14 protein-coding genes, 1 tRNA gene and 1 pseudogene are annotated in these 17,711 nt (G+C 48.6%); 1 reads left to right on the top strand and 15 read right to left on the bottom strand.

What is annotated here, in order from left to right; translation table 11 throughout:
* Window positions 1–32: 32 nt before the first annotated feature.
* The 4 genes and pseudogenes from CIK98_RS13245 to CIK98_RS17740 all read right to left on the bottom strand — a co-directional run bounded on the left by CIK98_RS13245 (window position 33) and on the right by CIK98_RS17740 (window position 2,954).
* Window positions 33–2,009 (bottom strand): TlpA disulfide reductase family protein, encoded by a 1,977-nt coding sequence (locus CIK98_RS13245; RefSeq protein ID WP_094384998.1) that lies wholly within the window; start codon window positions 2,007–2,009, stop codon window positions 33–35.
* A gap of 44 nt (window positions 2,010–2,053) precedes the next feature.
* Window positions 2,054–2,215: a hypothetical protein gene (locus CIK98_RS18300; RefSeq protein WP_172409947.1), complete on the bottom strand. Its 162-nt coding sequence runs from the start codon at window positions 2,213–2,215 to the stop codon at window positions 2,054–2,056.
* A 96-nt stretch (window positions 2,216–2,311) separates the two neighbouring features.
* A pseudogene (locus tag CIK98_RS13240) lies at window positions 2,312–2,551 on the bottom strand (KilA-N domain-containing protein); the annotation flags it as partial.
* A 223-nt stretch (window positions 2,552–2,774) separates the two neighbouring features.
* The gene (locus CIK98_RS17740; RefSeq protein ID WP_141210546.1) at window positions 2,775–2,954 is read right to left on the bottom strand and encodes a hypothetical protein; all 180 of its coding nucleotides are present in this window, start codon (window positions 2,952–2,954) and stop codon (window positions 2,775–2,777) included.
* A 500-nt stretch (window positions 2,955–3,454) separates the two neighbouring features.
* Here CIK98_RS17740 and CIK98_RS13235 point away from each other — a divergent pair, with 500 nt between their 5' ends.
* Entirely contained in the window at window positions 3,455–5,995 is a 2,541-nt protein-coding gene (locus tag CIK98_RS13235) for a glycosyl hydrolase 115 family protein (RefSeq protein WP_253249740.1), read from the top strand.
* Here the strand turns inward: CIK98_RS13235 and CIK98_RS13230 are convergent.
* The 11 genes from CIK98_RS13230 to nuoH form a co-directional block, all read right to left on the bottom strand.
* Complete coding sequence (locus tag CIK98_RS13230; RefSeq protein WP_094384996.1) at window positions 5,992–6,762, bottom strand: inositol monophosphatase family protein; 771 nt, start codon at window positions 6,760–6,762, stop codon at window positions 5,992–5,994. The genes CIK98_RS13235 and CIK98_RS13230 overlap by 4 nt on opposite strands.
* A gap of 85 nt (window positions 6,763–6,847) precedes the next feature.
* Window positions 6,848–6,922: transfer RNA gene (locus CIK98_RS13225), tRNA-Arg, on the bottom strand.
* Window positions 6,923–7,057: 135 nt separating this feature from the next.
* The gene (locus CIK98_RS13220) at window positions 7,058–9,421 is read right to left on the bottom strand and encodes an ATP-dependent helicase (protein ID WP_094384994.1); all 2,364 of its coding nucleotides are present in this window, start codon (window positions 9,419–9,421) and stop codon (window positions 7,058–7,060) included.
* Window positions 9,418–10,101 carry an SGNH/GDSL hydrolase family protein gene (locus tag CIK98_RS13215; protein ID WP_094384992.1) on the bottom strand — a complete coding sequence of 228 codons (684 nt, stop codon included), beginning with the start codon at window positions 10,099–10,101 and terminating at the stop codon, window positions 9,418–9,420. Before CIK98_RS13215 ends, CIK98_RS13220 begins: the two co-directional genes overlap by 4 nt.
* Window positions 10,102–10,214: 113 nt before the next feature.
* Window positions 10,215–11,648 carry an NADH-quinone oxidoreductase subunit N gene (locus tag CIK98_RS13210; RefSeq protein WP_094384990.1) on the bottom strand — a complete coding sequence of 478 codons (1,434 nt, stop codon included), beginning with the start codon at window positions 11,646–11,648 and terminating at the stop codon, window positions 10,215–10,217.
* An 18-nt stretch (window positions 11,649–11,666) separates the two neighbouring features.
* On the bottom strand, window positions 11,667–13,151 hold the full coding sequence (locus CIK98_RS13205; RefSeq protein ID WP_094384988.1) for a NuoM family protein: 1,485 nt from the start codon (window positions 13,149–13,151) through the stop codon (window positions 11,667–11,669).
* Window positions 13,152–13,181: 30 nt separating this feature from the next.
* Window positions 13,182–15,173, bottom strand: coding sequence for an NADH-quinone oxidoreductase subunit L (gene nuoL / locus CIK98_RS13200; protein ID WP_094384986.1), 1,992 nt, complete (start codon window positions 15,171–15,173; stop codon window positions 13,182–13,184).
* A 9-nt stretch (window positions 15,174–15,182) separates the two neighbouring features.
* Window positions 15,183–15,491: an NADH-quinone oxidoreductase subunit NuoK gene (gene nuoK / locus CIK98_RS13195; protein ID WP_094384984.1), complete on the bottom strand. Its 309-nt coding sequence runs from the start codon at window positions 15,489–15,491 to the stop codon at window positions 15,183–15,185.
* Between the two features lies 1 nt (window position 15,492).
* Entirely contained in the window at window positions 15,493–16,020 is a 528-nt protein-coding gene (locus CIK98_RS13190; RefSeq protein WP_094384982.1) for an NADH-quinone oxidoreductase subunit J, read from the bottom strand.
* Between the two features lie 15 nt (window positions 16,021–16,035).
* Entirely contained in the window at window positions 16,036–16,560 is a 525-nt protein-coding gene (locus CIK98_RS13185; protein WP_094384980.1) for an NADH-quinone oxidoreductase subunit I, read from the bottom strand.
* Window positions 16,561–16,600: 40 nt separating this feature from the next.
* A complete protein-coding gene (gene nuoH, locus CIK98_RS13180; protein ID WP_094384978.1) occupies window positions 16,601–17,686 on the bottom strand; it encodes an NADH-quinone oxidoreductase subunit NuoH in 1,086 nt (361 codons plus the stop codon).
* Window positions 17,687–17,711: the final 25 nt, after the last annotated feature.

Raw genomic sequence — 17,711 nt, 5'->3', positions numbered from 1 at the left:
CAGGATGGTGATGATGGTTTTCTTGTTCATATTCATTTCGTGTTCATCAATTCCTCAATTGTATTACGCAGTGCATCCATATCGTATGGCTTGAACTCGCCAGGAAGCATCTTGCCGTTCTGATCAAACAAGATATACGTGGGATAATGTCTAACGCCTAAGTATTTCTCCACAGCTGCCTGCTGGCTGAGTGGAAGGTTGTAGTGGACGGAGTGTTCGCCAGCCAATTCATATTCAGCAATGACGCTTGCCCATGCTTTGTCCGATGAGTTATTGCAGAGGTAGAGGTAGGTGACGGGCAGGTCGCGGAGTTTCTGGTGAAGCGGTTTTGTGAACTGCTTGAGATTCGCCTTGCAAGGTACGCACCATGTTCCCCAGATGTCAAGATAGACTATCCTGCCACGATAAGGCTCCAGAATCCAGTCCATAATCTCTTTGCCATCTTTCAGGTCTGCCAAGGGTTCGTTTGGCATCAGGCATCCATTGCCTCGTTTCATCTTGGCGGCAAGGTCTGCGAAATATTTGCTCCGCATAAGGATGCGGTCTCGATAATATGGTGGCATTACCGTTTCGTCCAGCACTTTTCGAAGTGCGTCAGACAATGGCCCGTGCATCTGTTCTAGCTGCGAGTATATGGCAACCGCCTGTGAGAGTTGCTTCAGTTCCTCTGACAAATCAAGGTCTCTCACCCGTGGGATATTCTTCAAGAGTACGCGCTCATTGGGTTCCGTCGACTTGATAATCTGCATCAACGGCGTTCCATTAGCGAACATCTGCCTTATCAGAGCATGGAACGGATGGTCAGACAGGAGAGAATCTAGCGTCCCACCATTGACCTTTGCGCGATAGTCATTCATCGACTGGCTCAGTATTGCCAGACTGTCTTTGTCGGCTTGGTTTCTCTCTTCTGCTATATTGATGGCCTCTTCTATAAACTCAAAAGAATAGCCTCCGCTGTTGCGCGGCTTCAAAAGCTCTGAGGTGTAATTGTCAAGGGTGTATGCGAGATCATCCTGTACAAGTGTATAGGGACGTGCAATATCCGAGAACACGCTGTCGCGGAGCCATTGCCAAAGCTGACCATCATCACTTTTCCTGACATCGGGGCTGTCATACCGACGCTGAACCAAGGAATATGCAGCACCCATCTTCCACTGCCATCGGCTGAGCAGGCGATAGCGTTTGGAGAGCATCGGGGATGCCTGTTCCGTCGTCATCCATATTTCTTTGACCCGCTCATAGTCTTTCTCTACTGCTTCCATCAATTCAGCGTCGCTTTTCTTATCAAAGTCACTGCTCTTCACTTTATAGTAGGGCGTGTCATGCGTCAACAGCTCATTCGACAGACGGGAATCGCGCCCCATAACGAAGGTCTGCCCCGTCTGGCTATCCATGCTGATAAAATAGGTCTCGCCTGGTGTGAGTATCAGTTTTGCCCAAAACATTCTGACTACTCCTGTGTTCGCTAATTCAATGTCCAACTCAAAGCGTCCCAAGCTGTCGCACTCTATAGGCAATTCGTTGTCAACGATAGTCTGCAATGGATCTGGGATGCTAATACTCACCCTGTCTTCATGACCTTTGGGTACATTTACAATTCTCCCTCGTAGTGTTACCTTACCGCCAACATTACCGTTATCAATGAAATCACTCTCGTCTTTCGTGGGATAGTCGGGCAATGTGCGCTCTGTCAGTTTAGATACGGTGTAATTCTTTTTGCCGATTCTCATACAGCCATCCTTCCGCTCGGCTTTGCCGCTTGGCTTGTCCAAGAATTTCACTTTCAGTGCTTCTTTTCCACGTCGAAGTATGTATTCGCCTTTGAGGGTGTCAGCCTTGGCATATTCCCAGATTTCGCAGTTATATACGGCATAATTGTCGAATAGCCCAATGAGCCAGTCGCCTGTAGCCTCGTCCCTCAGGCAAAGGTTGAGACCCGATTTTTCTTGTCCCTGCCCCGCCACTGCGACGAGGGCGAGCAGGATGGTGATGATAGTTTTCTTGTTCATTGTTCTTTTCGTTTATATTTGTCCTTACTATTATTATACTCCGTTCATGCGGAAATATGGCCTCCGAGGGCGTTAAACTTTCCTAATCGGACAAAGAAATGGCGTGAAACTGATTCCGCATCGGTTTCTGAGGCATCGCCAAACGCCTTACGCCCAGATACAAGTATCAGCTCACGCCATCTTGCGTGAGCATCAACATCTATCATCCTTGGGCGTTCCTTATTTGGCGAATTACAGAAACCAAGAATCAAAAAGTCAACGCTTCCTTATATCGTTTCTATGTTATGTCCTATCCACTCATGTCATTTTAAGAGGTTTCTATTATCATCGTTCTCCAGCACACGCATCTGATTGATGGCAATCTGATTGAGGCGCACAAGGCGGTCGCCCTGCGGTACGCCCTCATCAATGAGAACGGCATTGATGTTCTCCATATTTGCCAGACAAATAAGTTCGTTGATGGAAGCATAGTCACGGATATTCCCTTTCAGTTCAGGATGGGCTTCACGCCATTGCTTGGCCGTCTGTCCAAACATGGCCACATATCTTGCTCACTCTTGAAGACTGGTTTTGCTCTTCAAAACTCTTCGATTTGCAATTTTCCACAAATGCACTTTTTTGTACCTTTCAATTTTGGGAGCATTATGTTTCTTTCGTGTTTCAGTTACTTGCAAAAGGTTAAAACACTTCAACATGCAAGATGAGGGAGGAAGGGCGATACTCCAATATCAAAAAGACGATAAGTATCCAACATTATAAAGTTAACTACAAGGATAATGAGGCATAAGTAATCCCATGTCCCACTGTCAAGTTATGACAGTCGCCTGTCATAACTATGACAGGCTTGTAGGAGACGTTTGGCTTGTTGCCATAAGACATCTCGTCTCGTTTTATATAAGCCTGCTCCGCTAACACTCTACACTCTACATTATTTCGCGACAACATATTGACAGTCAGATGGTTGGCGAATGTAGAGTACCTCTCAACTCTACATTCACTCTACATTCACCCTACATCATTCACATCAGCATTCGACTGTTATCCATCATTGCAGCCAACGGGTCACAGGCGAACGAAATGAAGAGAAAACGGGCTTCGGATTCTTTGTGAATATATTTGACATTTGAGTGAAAATGGAAGCAACTTGGTTTTATGAAGGGTGAATGTAGAGTGAATGTAGGGTTGAGAGGTACTCTACATTCGCTAACTATCTAAGAACAAGACATTTATACTTAAATGATGTAGAGTGTAGAGCTGTAGCGACATTCATCCTCATAATTATTTGCCATTACTCGAAATGTCGGATGAACCACCATTTTATTCTGAAAGCAGAAACAATACAGTTCTATAACTTTTGCTTTTTTGCCTATGATTTTTGATTACCGCTTGTAGCTTACATCTTTTAAGCTTATCTTTGTACACGAAAACAAAAAACGTTGATCTATATGGACAAAAAAGATATAAAGATGAGAGGAATCTTTCTCGTGATGTTGTGTATTGCCTCCATGGCCCAGGCTGCCGCTAAGGATGATGTGTTCAGCTGGTACGACGGTGGAGCGCACATCAGCTACTCGTTGAGCAAAAGCGTGTCGCCAGTGGTGACGACGGCAATTCAGATGTGGGGCGAGGACATGATGGACGTGACTGGTGCAAAGCTGAAAAAAGAAGGCAACGATGCAAAGGTGCGCATAGTGCAGATGGATAAGGACAAGGCTGCCGAAAAGTCGCTGAAGGCGGCTGGCATCGACGTGGAGACACTGAAGAGGCGGAAAGACGCTTTCTGCATTAAGGTGACAGGCAATCAGCTGATTGTGGCGGGCGGCAACGGACGTGGTACCGCCTACGGCATACTCGAGCTGTCGCGAATGGCTGGAGTGTCGCCATGGAAATGGTGGGCTGACGAGATGCCGGAGAAGCGCAAGAGGCTTGAGGTTCCAGCAGACTTCCATACGGAGCAAAGCCCATCGGTGGAATACCGGGGCATCTTTATAAACGACGAGGACTGGTCGACACAACCGTGGAGCTGGCGAACTTTTTCTCCCGCAAGGCCGGGAATGATAAGTGCCTTGGCATACAAGGAGGTGTTCAAGCTGCTGATGCGCCTAAGGGCAAATGCCATCTGGCCCGCCATGCACGAATCGTCAATTCCTTTCTTCCTCATTCCAGGAGCAAAGGAGGTGGCAGACTCCTGCGGCATTGTCATAGGCACGTCGCACTGCGAACCGATGATGCGCAACAATGCCGGGGAATGGAACACCAAGGAGCGTGGAGCCTACAACTATATAAAAAACAAGGAGGGAGTGCAGAACTACTGGACTGAACGACTGAAAGAGGCTGGGAAGTATGAAAATATCTACACAATAGGAATGCGTGGCATACACGATGGCGCAATGGAGGGAGTGGGCAAGAACCTTGACGACCAGACTGCCGCACTGCAGCAGGTGATTGACGACCAGAGGGTGATGCTCGGCAAGTGTGTAAGTAAGCGTGTTGAACAGATTCCACAGCAGTTTGTGCCATACAAGGAGGTGCTAAAGGTGATGGAGAACGGACTTGTGGTGCCCGACGACGTGATGCTGACATGGTGTGACGACAACTATGGCTACATGACCCGACTGAGCGACTCGCTGCAGCAGAAGCGAAAGGGTGGGGCAGGAGTGTATTATCACCTGAGCTATTGGGGCAGGCCTCACGACTACCTATGGCTGTCAACCACACAGCCGGGACTCATTTACAACGAGATGCGCGAGGCTTACGACCATAATGCACGAAGACTCTGGATTGCAAACGTACATGAACTGAAGACGGCTGCCTACGACCTTGAACTGTTTCTCGACATGGCTTGGAACATCAACTCCATTCAGCCCTCCACCATCTACGACCATCAGCTACGCTGGCTCTGCCGTGAGTTCGGACAACAGGCAGGCGAACGTCTGCTGCCTGTGATGCAGGAGTTCTACCGACTGACAGCTATACGCAAGCCAGAGTTTATGGGATGGACTCAGGTAGAGCTCGACAAGAAGAAATACCAATGGGGATGGTCGGACGTGAGTGACACGGAATTCAGCCTCACAGCCTTCGGCGGCGAACTCGACCGCTATCTCACCGACTGGCGCAAGGTGACCGACGCGTTGGAAGAGATAGAAAAAACATTGCCAGAGAATCGCCATGCCACTTTCTTCTCCCATGTGAAATATCCCGTACTGTCGGCAGCAGCCATGAGCCGCAAGATGCTCGAGGCACAAAGGGCAAGATTCATTGCCAAAACTAAAAGTGGTGCTGGACGCTGGCAGCGCGACGAAGCCCTGTTAACGGCTTGCGCCAAGAGCCAGGATGCATATCAGCAGATACGCAACCTCACCGCCTACTACAATAATGAGTTGGCTGACGGAAAGTGGCAACATCTTATTGTTGACAATCCGCGCGACCTATACGTCTTCTATGCCCCGAAACTGCCGATGATGCTGACCGACGAGGAAGTACACAAATACAAGAACCAGCCAGACAACACGGTCGGTGAAATAGCTAACGACGGAAGCTACATAGCACGCAACGCCTGCCAGTGGGACAAGGCCGACGAGGGGGCTAAATGTGTAGAGGCGTTAGGACATTCTATGAATGCCGTGCGCCTGCCTAAAGGAAGAACAGTCACTTACACTTTCGACTGCCCAAGGGAAGGCGAAGCCATTCTGCGTATGGCTCTCATTCCCACACAGCCCAACGACAAGGGTGAACTGCGCTTCTCGGTAAGAATTGACGGCGGCGAGCCGCAGATGTTCAGCCTCAAGGAACCTTTCCGCTCTGAGCGTTGGAAACTTAACGTGCTCCGCCAACAGGCTCTGCGGGAACTTCCCGTCAATATAGCAAAAGGCAATCATACTCTGACCATCGAGGCATTAGACAACCACATAGTCCTCGACCAATGGATGCTCGACTTCGACAAGAGCCGCAAGTTTTATGTGTTTCCAATAAAGCCGGAATATTAAGTATATAAAGCTACAATGTCAAGCATCTGGTTGTAGTTCGACACGTTGTTGGCGGCAACGACTCCCGTGGGCTCAGTGAGGCGCAACGGGCTACCGTCGGATGACGTGATGACTCCTCCGGCTTCTGTCACTATCAGCGAGGCGGCGGCATAGTCCCACGGACTGAGCAAATATTCGAAATAGAGCTCGCACCTGCCCATCGCCAAATAGCAGAGTTCGGGGGCGCAGGCACCGAAACGGCGTATGTCGTTGCATTTGCCGAAGGTTTCGACGATAATCTTTGAGCACACCTCGGCATACTCCTTATGATATACGGGCAGGGCGGTACACAGCACTGCATTGCTGAAACCACGGTCGGAGACGTGGATCCTCTTGCCGTTCAGAAAGGCTCCCTTGCCTTTCTCAGCATGGAAAAGTTCGTTGGTGCGTGGCAAAAAGACCACACCCATCAGCATCTCTTCGCCATGTTTCAGTCCTACGCAGATGGCGCATTGGTCGATGCCACGGCTGTAGTTGGCGGTACCGTCGATGGGATCTATAATCCATGTGTATTCGTGGCACGAGTCGTTTATGTCCTTTTCCTCGCACAGGAAGCCTGAGTCAGGCATAAGGACAGATAGACTTTTGCATAGGTAGTTCTGTACTGCTACGTCGGATGATGTCACGATGTTCTCGAAACCATCCTTCTGATCTATCTCAAATCCGTCGGTGACCATCAGTTTTGATGCCTCACGGACGATAAAGGTTAATTGTTCTATTGTTATCATTGCGTAACTGATTAATTGTTGTGTACTTTTGGAAATATAAAAAGGTTAAAATGCTGATGTTCAGTATTTTAACCTCAACCATAAGTGATTCCGTAGGGATTCGAACCCTAGACCCACGCCTTAGAAGGGCGTTGCTCTAATCCAACTGAGCTACGGAACCTACTTGGATTTTGCGGGTGCAAAGGTACTAAGAAAAGATGAAACTACCAAATTTTTTCCTTTTTTTTTGCTATAACAGAATAAAATAAATATTCTATTTATCATAATGGCGATTAGCCCGATTGAATATGTAGTATTATAATACCTTGTATTTTGCGAATTTCAATAATAGTTGTTTGGTGCCGGCATTTTGGAATTCGACAGTTGCTTTGGCATTTTCGCCTCTGCCTTCTACAGCCAACACCTTTCCTATGCCGAAACGTTGATGCTCTATGGTCTGGCCTGGATGCAACAGCGATGGACCGAAGTCTACTTTATTGACAAATGGATTTACAGCCGGCTCTTCCTTGCGTGGCGGTACAAGTCGGAGTTTTCTGTCTGCCATGAACTGTGAGGCGACTGGATTTGGATTTTGTTCCCATCGTGGCTTGTTTGGCATTTGAGACGGATTATGTCCGAAGTGTGAATTTTTATTAAAAGACCTTGTCCTTGCTGAGGAAGTTTCCAACATTCCGAAAGTAGCGGCACCCCTACCCTCTATTTTGAGGAAATTTGAAGATATGTCTCTTATGAACCTCGACGGTTGGTCGCTTTCCATACGTCCGTAGCGGAAACGGTTTTCTGCGCATGTAAGCATCAGATGTCTTTCAGCGCGCGTTATGGCTACATAAAGCAATCGTCGTTCTTCCTCTATTCCACGTATGGAATCAGCACTCATGGGTGAAGGAAAGATATTTTCTTCAAGACCTACTACGAAGACGACAGGGAACTCCAGTCCCTTTGCGCTATGTATTGTCATAAGCGACACTTTGGGCTGGTTGTCGTCGTTGTCACTTTCAATGTCAGACATAAGGGATACCTCCTGAAGGAAGTCCACGAGATTCACGTGATTACTCATTCCTTCTTCATGTTGGCTTTCCACGAATCCCTTTATTGCGGCAAGAAGTTCCTCAACGTTTTCCTGTCTTGCCACGTCTTCAGGACTGCTTTTAGCATAGATATCTTTCTGTATGCCACTTTCCCTGATGATAGAGCTTCCTAGCGTATATGCATCTTCGGTGAGCAGTCGTTCGGTCCAACTGTCGACCAATGCCTGAAAGGCTTTGAGTTTGGCGGCAGTGGCTTTGGTGAAGCCTTTGTCCTCGGCTTTTCTCATCACATTCCAGAGGCTTTGCCTGTTATTGTTTGCAGCGTCAACAATTTTGGCGAGCGTTGTAGCTCCTATTCCTCTTGTAGGATAGTTGATAACCCTTTTAAGAGCTTCCTCATCGTTAGGGTTTGCCACGAGTCTAAAGTATGCAAGTATATCTTTTATCTCCTTTCTTTGATAGAAGCTCATGCCTCCGAATATACGGTATGGAATGTTTTGTTTTCTTAGCTGTTCCTCGAAGCTTCGGCTTTGGGCGTTAGTGCGGTAAAGAATGGCGAAATCGCTGTATTCACACTTGTCCCTTCTTTTTATTCTTTGTATTTCGTTTGTCACAACCAAGGCTTCTTCCTGGTCGCTGTAAGCCATTTTCAGCAATATTTTCTCCCCTTCCTCTTTTTTGCTGAACACCTCTTTGGGTATCTGTCGCTTGTTGTGTGCAATAAGGCTGTTTGCAGCTTGCACTATGGTTTGTGTAGACCTGTAGTTCTGTTCGAGTTTGAAGAGTTTGGAATTGTCAAAATGCTTACCGAAGTCGAGAATATTGTCAATGTTTGCCCCACGGAAGCTGTAGATGCTTTGTGCGTCGTCGCCCACCACGCATACGCGTTGCCTTTCGGCAGTGAGCAGCAGCACGATGTCCTGTTGTACGGTGTTAGTGTCCTGATACTCGTCAACAAGCACGTATTCAAATCTTTCAGAATACTTATGCCTCGTTTCCTCGTCGTTGCTGAGCAGGAAATAAAAGTTGAGCAGCAGGTCGTCAAAATCCATGGCGTTGGCCTGTAAGCATCGCTGGTTGTATCGGCTATAGATTTCAGCTATCATCGGTGTTCCGTTGTCGTTGTCGCGTTGTTTGTATCTGGCATCGAGTGCATACGCCTGAGCGTTGACCTTATTGTTTTTGGCGCGGCTAATACGGTCGGCGACAGAAGCCGGTTTATACTTTTTGTCGTCGAGTCCCATTTCCTTAATGATAGCTTTTACGAGTGATCTTGAGTCTGTTTGGTCGTAAATAGTGAAATTATTGTTGAATTCGATTTTTTCGGCTTCGAGTCTTAGTATTCTGGAGAAGACAGAATGGAACGTTCCCATATTAATGTATCTTGCCTTTTCAGGTCCGACGAGCAACCCTATTCTTTGTTTCATCTCGTTTGCAGCCTTGTTTGTAAAAGTCAAGGCAAGTATACGCCATGGTTCCATACCACTTTCTATGAGATATGCAATCTTGTAGGTGAGCACACGTGTTTTTCCCGATCCTGCTCCCGCAATCACGAGTTGTGCGCCATCGCAGTATTCAACTGCCGCCCTTTGTCCTTCGTTTAGTCCACTAAGCAATTCTTCACTATTCATTTTTCACATTTTAGATTCTTTGCGATTTGTTCAGCAATGGCTTCCATACCCTTAATGCTTGGATGCCCGTTTATCTTATGTATGTTCTCCAGTTGAATGAAGTTTACTCCATAATGTTCGCAAATGGCTTTGCTTGAGGTAGTTATCGCTTCTTTAAGTTCGCTGTTCATTACGAAGTGTATTTCTGTGTTGGGGTATCTGTTTTGGAGATGATAGAGCATGTATGCCATTGCAGGTCTGAATGAATAAAGGTCCTGGTCTGTCCAGTCTGAATATTTGTATTCTCCAATGGGAGATCCTGCCCAGCTGTCGTTGGTGGCTCCGAGTACAATTATCACGTCTGGGCATCCGAGGTTCCAGAGTCTTTTGCAGAATGAACGTTGTGAATAGTCTTCTTTGCGGTATCCTGTGCTTGAAATAGTGGACCCGGAGAATGAGTTGTTTCTGCAAAGTTTCATTCCGGTTTTCTTTAGCAGTATGCTCCACCATGTCTGTTCCACGCGTGTGACATCTGTCTTTTCATGTTTTCCTTTGAAATACCACACGAAGTTTGAGTCTGGTTGAAGATAATCTTCAAATGTGCTATAAGAGTCACCGAGAATAGAAAGCGACTTGCCTTGCTGTGCCGACATTGTTGTGGCAAACATGAGCAAAAGCAGGGTAAAAGCGAATTGTTTCATAAATAATACTTTTTTTATGTGGAGTGAGGAGAAAGGATTGTTTTTAGATGAAGAATGAAGAGTGAAGAATGGAGGATACTTCATTCTTCACTCTTCATTCTTTATTTAAGATGTTAGTTCGCCGCTGCGGCTATCCAGTCGTAGATGCAGCTGCATACTCCGAAGAGGGCGATGCCGGCTGTACAGATGGCGAGTGCCACCTTGCTGTTAACGTCGCTCTTGAATGTTGGCAATGGGTTGTCTGACGGCTTGATGTACATGGCCTTGACAATAAGCAGATAGTAGTAGAGACTGATTACTGTATTGATAAGTGCGATGAACACCACGAAATAGGCGAGGAACGAACCTTCCTGTGCTGCTGCCATAAACACGAAGAACTTGGAGAACATACCAGCGAAAGGTGGAATGCCCGCAAGCGAGAACAAAGCGAGTGTCATGAGGAACGAGAGCTTCGGGTTGGTCTTGTAGAAGCCGTCATAGCAGCTCATCTTTGTTGTTCCGCCACCACGAGTCTCAACAACGTTGATGACAGTGAACACCGACATGTTAGCAACTACGTATACGAGCACATAGTATGTGAGCGCAGTCACGCTCATGGCACTGTTGCCCACCACGGCAAGCATGATGTATCCTGCCTGTGAGATTGAGCTGAAAGCCATGAATCGCTTTAGCTCGTTCTGGCGTATTGCGAACAGGTTGGCGATGGTAATGCTGAGCACGATCACTATGTAGAGGATGTATTCCCAGTATTCAACCATAGGTGCAAACACCTTTATGAGGATGATCATAAGTGTGAATGCGGCTGCACCCTTCGACACTACGCTGAGGTATCCGGTTACCGGTGTTGGAGCTCCCTGGTAAGTGTCGGCAGTCCAGAAATGGAACGGCACGAGAGAGATCTTGAAGCCGAGTCCGCTGAAGAAGAAGGCGAGTCCAAGAATAGTCATTGCGTTGACACCTATGCTGCCAGCCACGTCGCCGAAATATAGCGAACCAGTCTCGGCATATATGAACGAGAGTCCATAGAGCATCACACCGCTTGAGAACGATGCTGTGAGAATGAACTTTGCTGCACCTTCAGCCGACTCTTTGCGGTACTTGTTGAAGGCCACGAGGCAAGCCATGGGAATGGAAGCCATCTCGAGTCCGAGGAAGAACATGAGGAAATGTCCAGCCGACATCATCATGTACATACCGAGAAGTGTCGAGATGACGAGCATGTAGAACTCTCCATCCTTGTCTGCCACATCTTTCTGACGCAGCCAAGGCTGAGCCATGATAACCACGACAAGAGTACCTGCCGTGAGAATAAATTTCATGACGTTAGCCGCTGCCGTAGACACATACATGCCTTCAAAAGCCTCTGCCGGAGAGGCGAGTATGCATGAGATACACTGGTAGGCCAGGAATCCGGTGGTGACAGTGAAGAGAGCCTGTGGCCTGCTTGATTCCTTTTTGTGGAAGATGAAATCGACGATGAACACAGCTACCAAGGCTATCATCAGCGTGACCTCAGGCATCATATTTAGAAATTGTCCGTAATTCATATTTTTGCTTATTACATGTTATTTCATAATTACATCAAGGATAGGACCAACTGCATCGCCAATGACGTTGCTTGCCCACATTGGAGCCAGACCGAGGGCTGCTACAGAGAATATGAGGCAGCAAACGGAGAAACGCTCGTCCCATGTGGCATCTGTAAGGGTGAGATAGTGTGGGTCTGCCACATCCTGGAAGAGAATTTTGCCCACTACGCGGAGGATGTAGACCGCTGTCACCACTATTGAGCAGCAGGCGATGATGGTGCAGGCTGTATGGAATGTGCCGGCATTCTCAAATGAACCCACGAAGATGGTCATCTCGGCTATGAAGCCTGAGAAACCAGGAAGACCGAGGTTGGCAAGACCGGCTATGACATAGCCAACAGAAAGGAATGGCATTATCTTCATCAGACCTCCCAAACGACGTACGTCACGAGTGTGTGTGCGTCCGTAAATCATACCGATGAGGGCGAAGAAAAGGGCTGTCATAAGACCGTGTGAGAGCATCTGGAGGATTGCACCGGTACAGGCTGTCTTGGTCATCATGAGCAAGGCGAAGAGCACAAGGCCGCAGTGTGAGACCGACGAATAGGCGTTGATGTACTTAAGGTCGGTCTGAACACAGGCAGAAAGGGCTCCGTAAACCACAGAGATGGTTGTAAGGATAAGGAATATCCATGACAGCTCCTGAGCGGCGGAAGGAAGGAGATACATTGCCACGCGGAAGCATCCGTAGCCTCCGAGCTTCATGAGCACTCCAGCGTGGAGCATCGACACTGCCGTAGGGGCGGATGCATGACCGTCAGGCGACCATGTGTGGAACGGGAAGAGGGCTCCAAGCACACCGAAACCGATGAAAATGAACGGGAAGAATATGTTCTGTATCTCCGGGTCGATATTGTTCATGGCGGCTATCTCATTGACGTTCATTGTTGTGGCACCACTGAAATAGTAGATGCCGAGAATGCCGATGATCAAGAGAGCAGAACCTCCCATAAGCATCAGCGTGAGCTTCATGGCTGCATATTCCTTCTGGCCAGAACCCCATACTCCGATGAGAAGGTACATCGGGATGAGGGCTACCTCATAGAACATGAACATGGTGAACATGTCGGTGCAGATGAAGAATCCGTAGACACCAGTTGAGAGAAGCGTAAACCAAAGGAAGTATTCCTTAGTCATAGGCTTAAGCTGCCATGAGGCAAACGTTCCGGTGAAAACTATGATGCTCGAGAGAAGGAGCATTACGACAGATATTCCGTCTACACCTACTGAGTAGGCAATGTTCAACGGACGGAACCACGGAGTGCTGTATGTGAAGAGCATCACGTCGGTGTTGCCGGCATTACGTGCCTGTATGAAAGCTACCGTAAGCCATGCGGAGAGAAGCAGCAATGCTGTAGAGCCTGCCACCATCACTCCACGCACCTGATTGAGATTGCGCGAGAGCCAAAGTCCGAGCAACATCAGAACAGGAATCAATACGAATAAACTTAATATACTCATATCTTTAATTTCTTAATTCATTAGAGTTAATTAAATGGCAAGCAGGATAAGAGCCAAGGCTACTGAGCCCGTGAGAATCCATACTGCATACTGTCGCACATCGCCGCTTTGCCATGGGCGGATTGTCTCACCTGCCTCATTGGCGCTCCAAGCCATAAAGTCGAATGTGCCGTCAATCACGTGACGGTCAAACCATGCTATTGGAGTTGATATGCAGCGGAAGATAATCTTGTGTGTGACAAACTGATAAACCTCGTCCATATAGAAGCGCTTGTAGGCTGCACGATGGAGCTTTGGGAACGTGCGATAGAGACGGTCGGCTATTGGCTGCTGCTCACCTTTATATATATATGTGGCAAGACAGATACTCAATATGGCTATCACGGTAGATGTGGCGGCCACCTGAAGGTCGAAGTGGATGGTATAGTCCTGACCGTTGGCAGTCACAAAACTACCGAAGCTGCCGCCCAGACCGGCAAAACCGGCGATGGTGGTATACACACCCACACCAACGGTGATGACGCAGAGCACAATGAGTGGAATGGTCATAGTCAGAGGTGCCTCATGCGGAGTGTGGTGAGCGTGGAGTTCCTTGTTTTCTGTGCCCCAGAAGATGCCGTAGTAGAGACGGAACATGTAGAACGCCGTCATGGCAGCTACACCAGTCATAATCCAGCCTACAAGCGGACTGTACTGGAAGCAAGCGGTGATAATCTCGTCCTTTGAGCTGAAGCCCGAGAAGAACGGAATACCAGCTATGGCAAGGCATGAGATGAGGAACGTGATGTGTGTCACCGGCATGTATTTTCTCAGTCCACCCATAGCAGACATCTCATTGCTGTGTACGGCGTGGATGATACAACCTGCACCGAGGAACAGGCAAGCCTTGAACATGGCGTGGGTGAAGAGGTGGAACATGGATGCCATATATCCCAATGAGCCGTGGGTGTCAATTATCTCACCATGGTGACCTGGCATACATACACCGAGCGCCACCATCATAAACGCAATCTGAGAAATGGTAGAGAAAGCAAGCACACGCTTGATGTCGCTCTGGGCGCAAGCTACTGCGGCGGCATAGAAAGCGGTGAACACACCCACCCATACCACGATGCTCATCTGGCCGGGAGCATACTCAATCCACAGTGGGAAGAGACGCGCAATCTGGAACACACCGGCAACAACCATCGTTGCGGCGTGGATGAGCGCGCTGACTGGAGTCGGGCCTTCCATGGCGTCGGGCAGCCAGATGTGGAGTGGGAACATTGCTGACTTACCGGCACCTCCGATGAACATCAGAACAAGAGCTGTAGGAAGTATGAAACCTCCGGCTGCCACCGCCTTTGCCGTATCTACTGGCAGGAACGGTGTGGCTCCAGCTGCCATCTGCAGGTTTTCTACAAACGAGAACGAGAACGACTGTGTGTAGTAACCGAAGATGAGAATACCGATAAGGAAGAAGAGGTCGGCGAAACGTGTCACGATAAACGCCTTCTTCGAAGCGGCCACGGCGGCATGAAGCGGATAGTAGAAACCGATGAGCAGGTAAGAGCTCACACCCACAAGTTCCCAGAACAGGTACATCTGGAAGATGTTGGTTGCCACGACAAGGCCGAGCATCGACATGGTGAAGAGCGAGAGGTAAGCGTAGTAGCGCTGGAATCCCTTCTCTCCATGCATGTAGCCGAAAGAATAGATGTGAACCATAAGGCTGACCGTTGAGATGACTATGAGCATCATGGCCGAAATAGGATCGAGCATGAAGCCAAGGTCGAAGCGAAGGTCGCCTAATGGCAGCCAGGTGAAGTTGAACGGAACGATGGTAGGATATGCACCGTCGGTACACCTTGGCCCGAAGAAATAGCTTAACGCCGTAATATATGAAAGCACGGTGACGATACCAAGCGACGTGGTGCCGATGAGTCCAGCCACCTTGTGCGACATCTTCATTCCAGCCAGTCCGAGTATTACAAACGAGAACAGGGGCAGGAGAAGTATTAGAAATACATAACTATAATCCATAAGGCACAATTAGTATTTGAGGTTTTGGATACTGTTCACCTTGTCGCTGTTGAAACGGTGGTAAACATTGAGTATAATCGCAATAGCCACAGCGGCTTCGGCAGCGCTCACACCAACAGAGAAGAGTGTCATGAAGAAACCTTCGAGCTGGTCGGGATGCAGAAGGCGGTTGAATGCCGCGAAGTTGATGTCTACGGCATTGAGCACAAGCTCAACGGAGATGAGCATGGCTATCAGGTTGCGGCGTGTCACAAAGCCGAATACGCCGATGAAGAACAACAGTGCGCTAAGCACGAAATAACATTCTACTGGTACCATATTACTTTATCTCCTTTTCTTTTCTTGATACTACTATTCCGCCGATGATGCATGCAAGCAGGAACACCGAGATGAACTCGAACGGAAGGACATACTGGAACTTGTCGGAGCCCACGAGTGCGTTGCCTATTACTTCCATCGACACTTCACCGTTTTCCGTAGCTTCCACCACATTGTCTATAAGCCTGTTCTTAGCGAGCACGCACAGCACAGTGACAAGTCCCACCACGGCGAGCAATACGCCTCGTACGATGCTCTTGGCCTTAAGTCTCTCCACAGCACCTTCGAGCGCACGCTTGTTTACCATCTGTATGGCGAAGATGAACAGCATGGTCACACCGCCTGCGTAAACGGCAATCTGAGCCGCACCGAGGAAGGTGTAGTCAAGCAGGAAATAGAGTCCGGCCACTCCGAAGAGCACTATGAGCAGATAGGTGACCGAACGCATGATGCGCTTAGTGGCCACGCTCATGACGGCTGCACCCAAGATGACAACCGCCAGAATGCAAAACATTACAATATTTGCCATATTCTACGTCCTCCCTTACTTAGTTTTAGTATTGAACTTACCAATAGTGAGCGGTGCGCCTCCTTCGAGCAGATTAGGCAAGGAGCTCTTGTACTCTTCCTTGTCGAGGTGAAGCACGAGTGCGTCGCGGTCGAAGGTAGAGTTTTCAAAATCGTTGGTGAACTCAATGGCACCGAAGTTGCATGCGTTGACACACAACTGGCAGAACATGCAGTCGCCGAGGTCATAGCGGTAGTCCACGAGCTGGCGTTTCTTCTTGCCTTCCTCGTTTGTCACCATCTGCGATGTGATTTTGATGGTGCCGTTAGGGCAAGTCTTTTCGCAAAGAGTGCATGCCGTGCATTTCACAGCGCCGTTCTCGTCGCGCAGCATCACCAGTCGCCCGCGGTGGCGCTTTGCCACGTGGAGTGTGGTTTTGCGGTTTTCAGGATATTGCTCTGTGGACTTCGGTGTGAAATACTCCTTCCAGGTAATCTTCATACCAGTGGCAAGGGTTTTCAGTCCGTCGGCAATACCTCCGAAATATGATTTGTTACTCATAAAAACTTTAATTCTTTAAAATTTTAATTCTTTAATATTATCAGAAGTGCCATCCGAATGCCACCACGATGGTCATGAGGATGAGGTTGAGCAGACACAATGGCATGAGGTATTTCCACTCAAGGGTGAGTATCTGGTCGATACGAAGGCGAGGGAATGTCCAGCGGATCCACATCAGCACCCATACCAGGGCGAAGGTCTTTCCGAGGAACCACACGATGCCGGGAATGTAGTTCATTACTGCATCGAAGCCCTCGATGCCTACGTTAACCGGTGCCCAGCCGCCAAGGAATACCGTGGCGCCGATGGCTGCAATAACGAAGAGGTTAAGATACTCGGCAAGGTAGAAATAACCGAAGCCCATACCGCTGTATTCTGTGTGATAACCGGCTGTGAGCTCGCTCTCTGCCTCGGCAAGGTCGAACGGACCACGGTTGGCCTCGGCGTTACCGGCAACGAGGAACACGAGGAAGGCGATGATGGCGGGAATGTGGCCGCGGAAAATCAGCCAATTCCATGGACCGGTCTGTGCCTCCACGATGCCCGACATCTGCATTGTGCCAGTCAGTATCACTGCCGTGATGAGACAGAGGCATAGTGACATCTCGTAGGAAATCATCTGAACTGCGCCACGCATGGCAGACACCACGGAGTACTTGTTGTTACTACCCCATCCGGCGAGGAACACACCAACCACGCCAATGCTCGACACGGCTGTGAGAAGGAATATTCCAACGTTGAAGTCAAGCACCGAGGCTCCCTTGTTCCATGGCAGGAAAGAGAAGGTTCCAACGGAAGCCGCGATTACAAACAACGGGGCGATGAAATAGAGGAACTTGTCGGCCTTGTCAACGGTGAAGATTTCCTTGATGAGCATCTTCAGCACGTCGGCAAACACCTGGAACACGCCCCAAGGACCTACTCGCATAGGGCCGAGGCGGCATTGGAAGTAGGCGCACACCTTACGCTCCATAAATATCAAGATGATGGCCAGTGTGGCGTAGCCTATGAGTATTCCGACGCCCACCAGTACACACTCGATAAGGATAGACCAAAAGTCTCCCAGCCCGAGAGTGTCGCGCAGGAAACAGTCAATCCATGTTGTAACTATACTAAAATCAAACATATATATCTGTTTATTAAACAAGTTC

The organism is Prevotella sp. P2-180 (assembly GCF_002251435.1).
Lineage (GTDB): Bacteria > Bacteroidota > Bacteroidia > Bacteroidales > Bacteroidaceae > Prevotella.
Note: the sequence above shows the minus strand (reverse complement) of the source record. Positions and strands in the feature narration are given on the sequence as shown.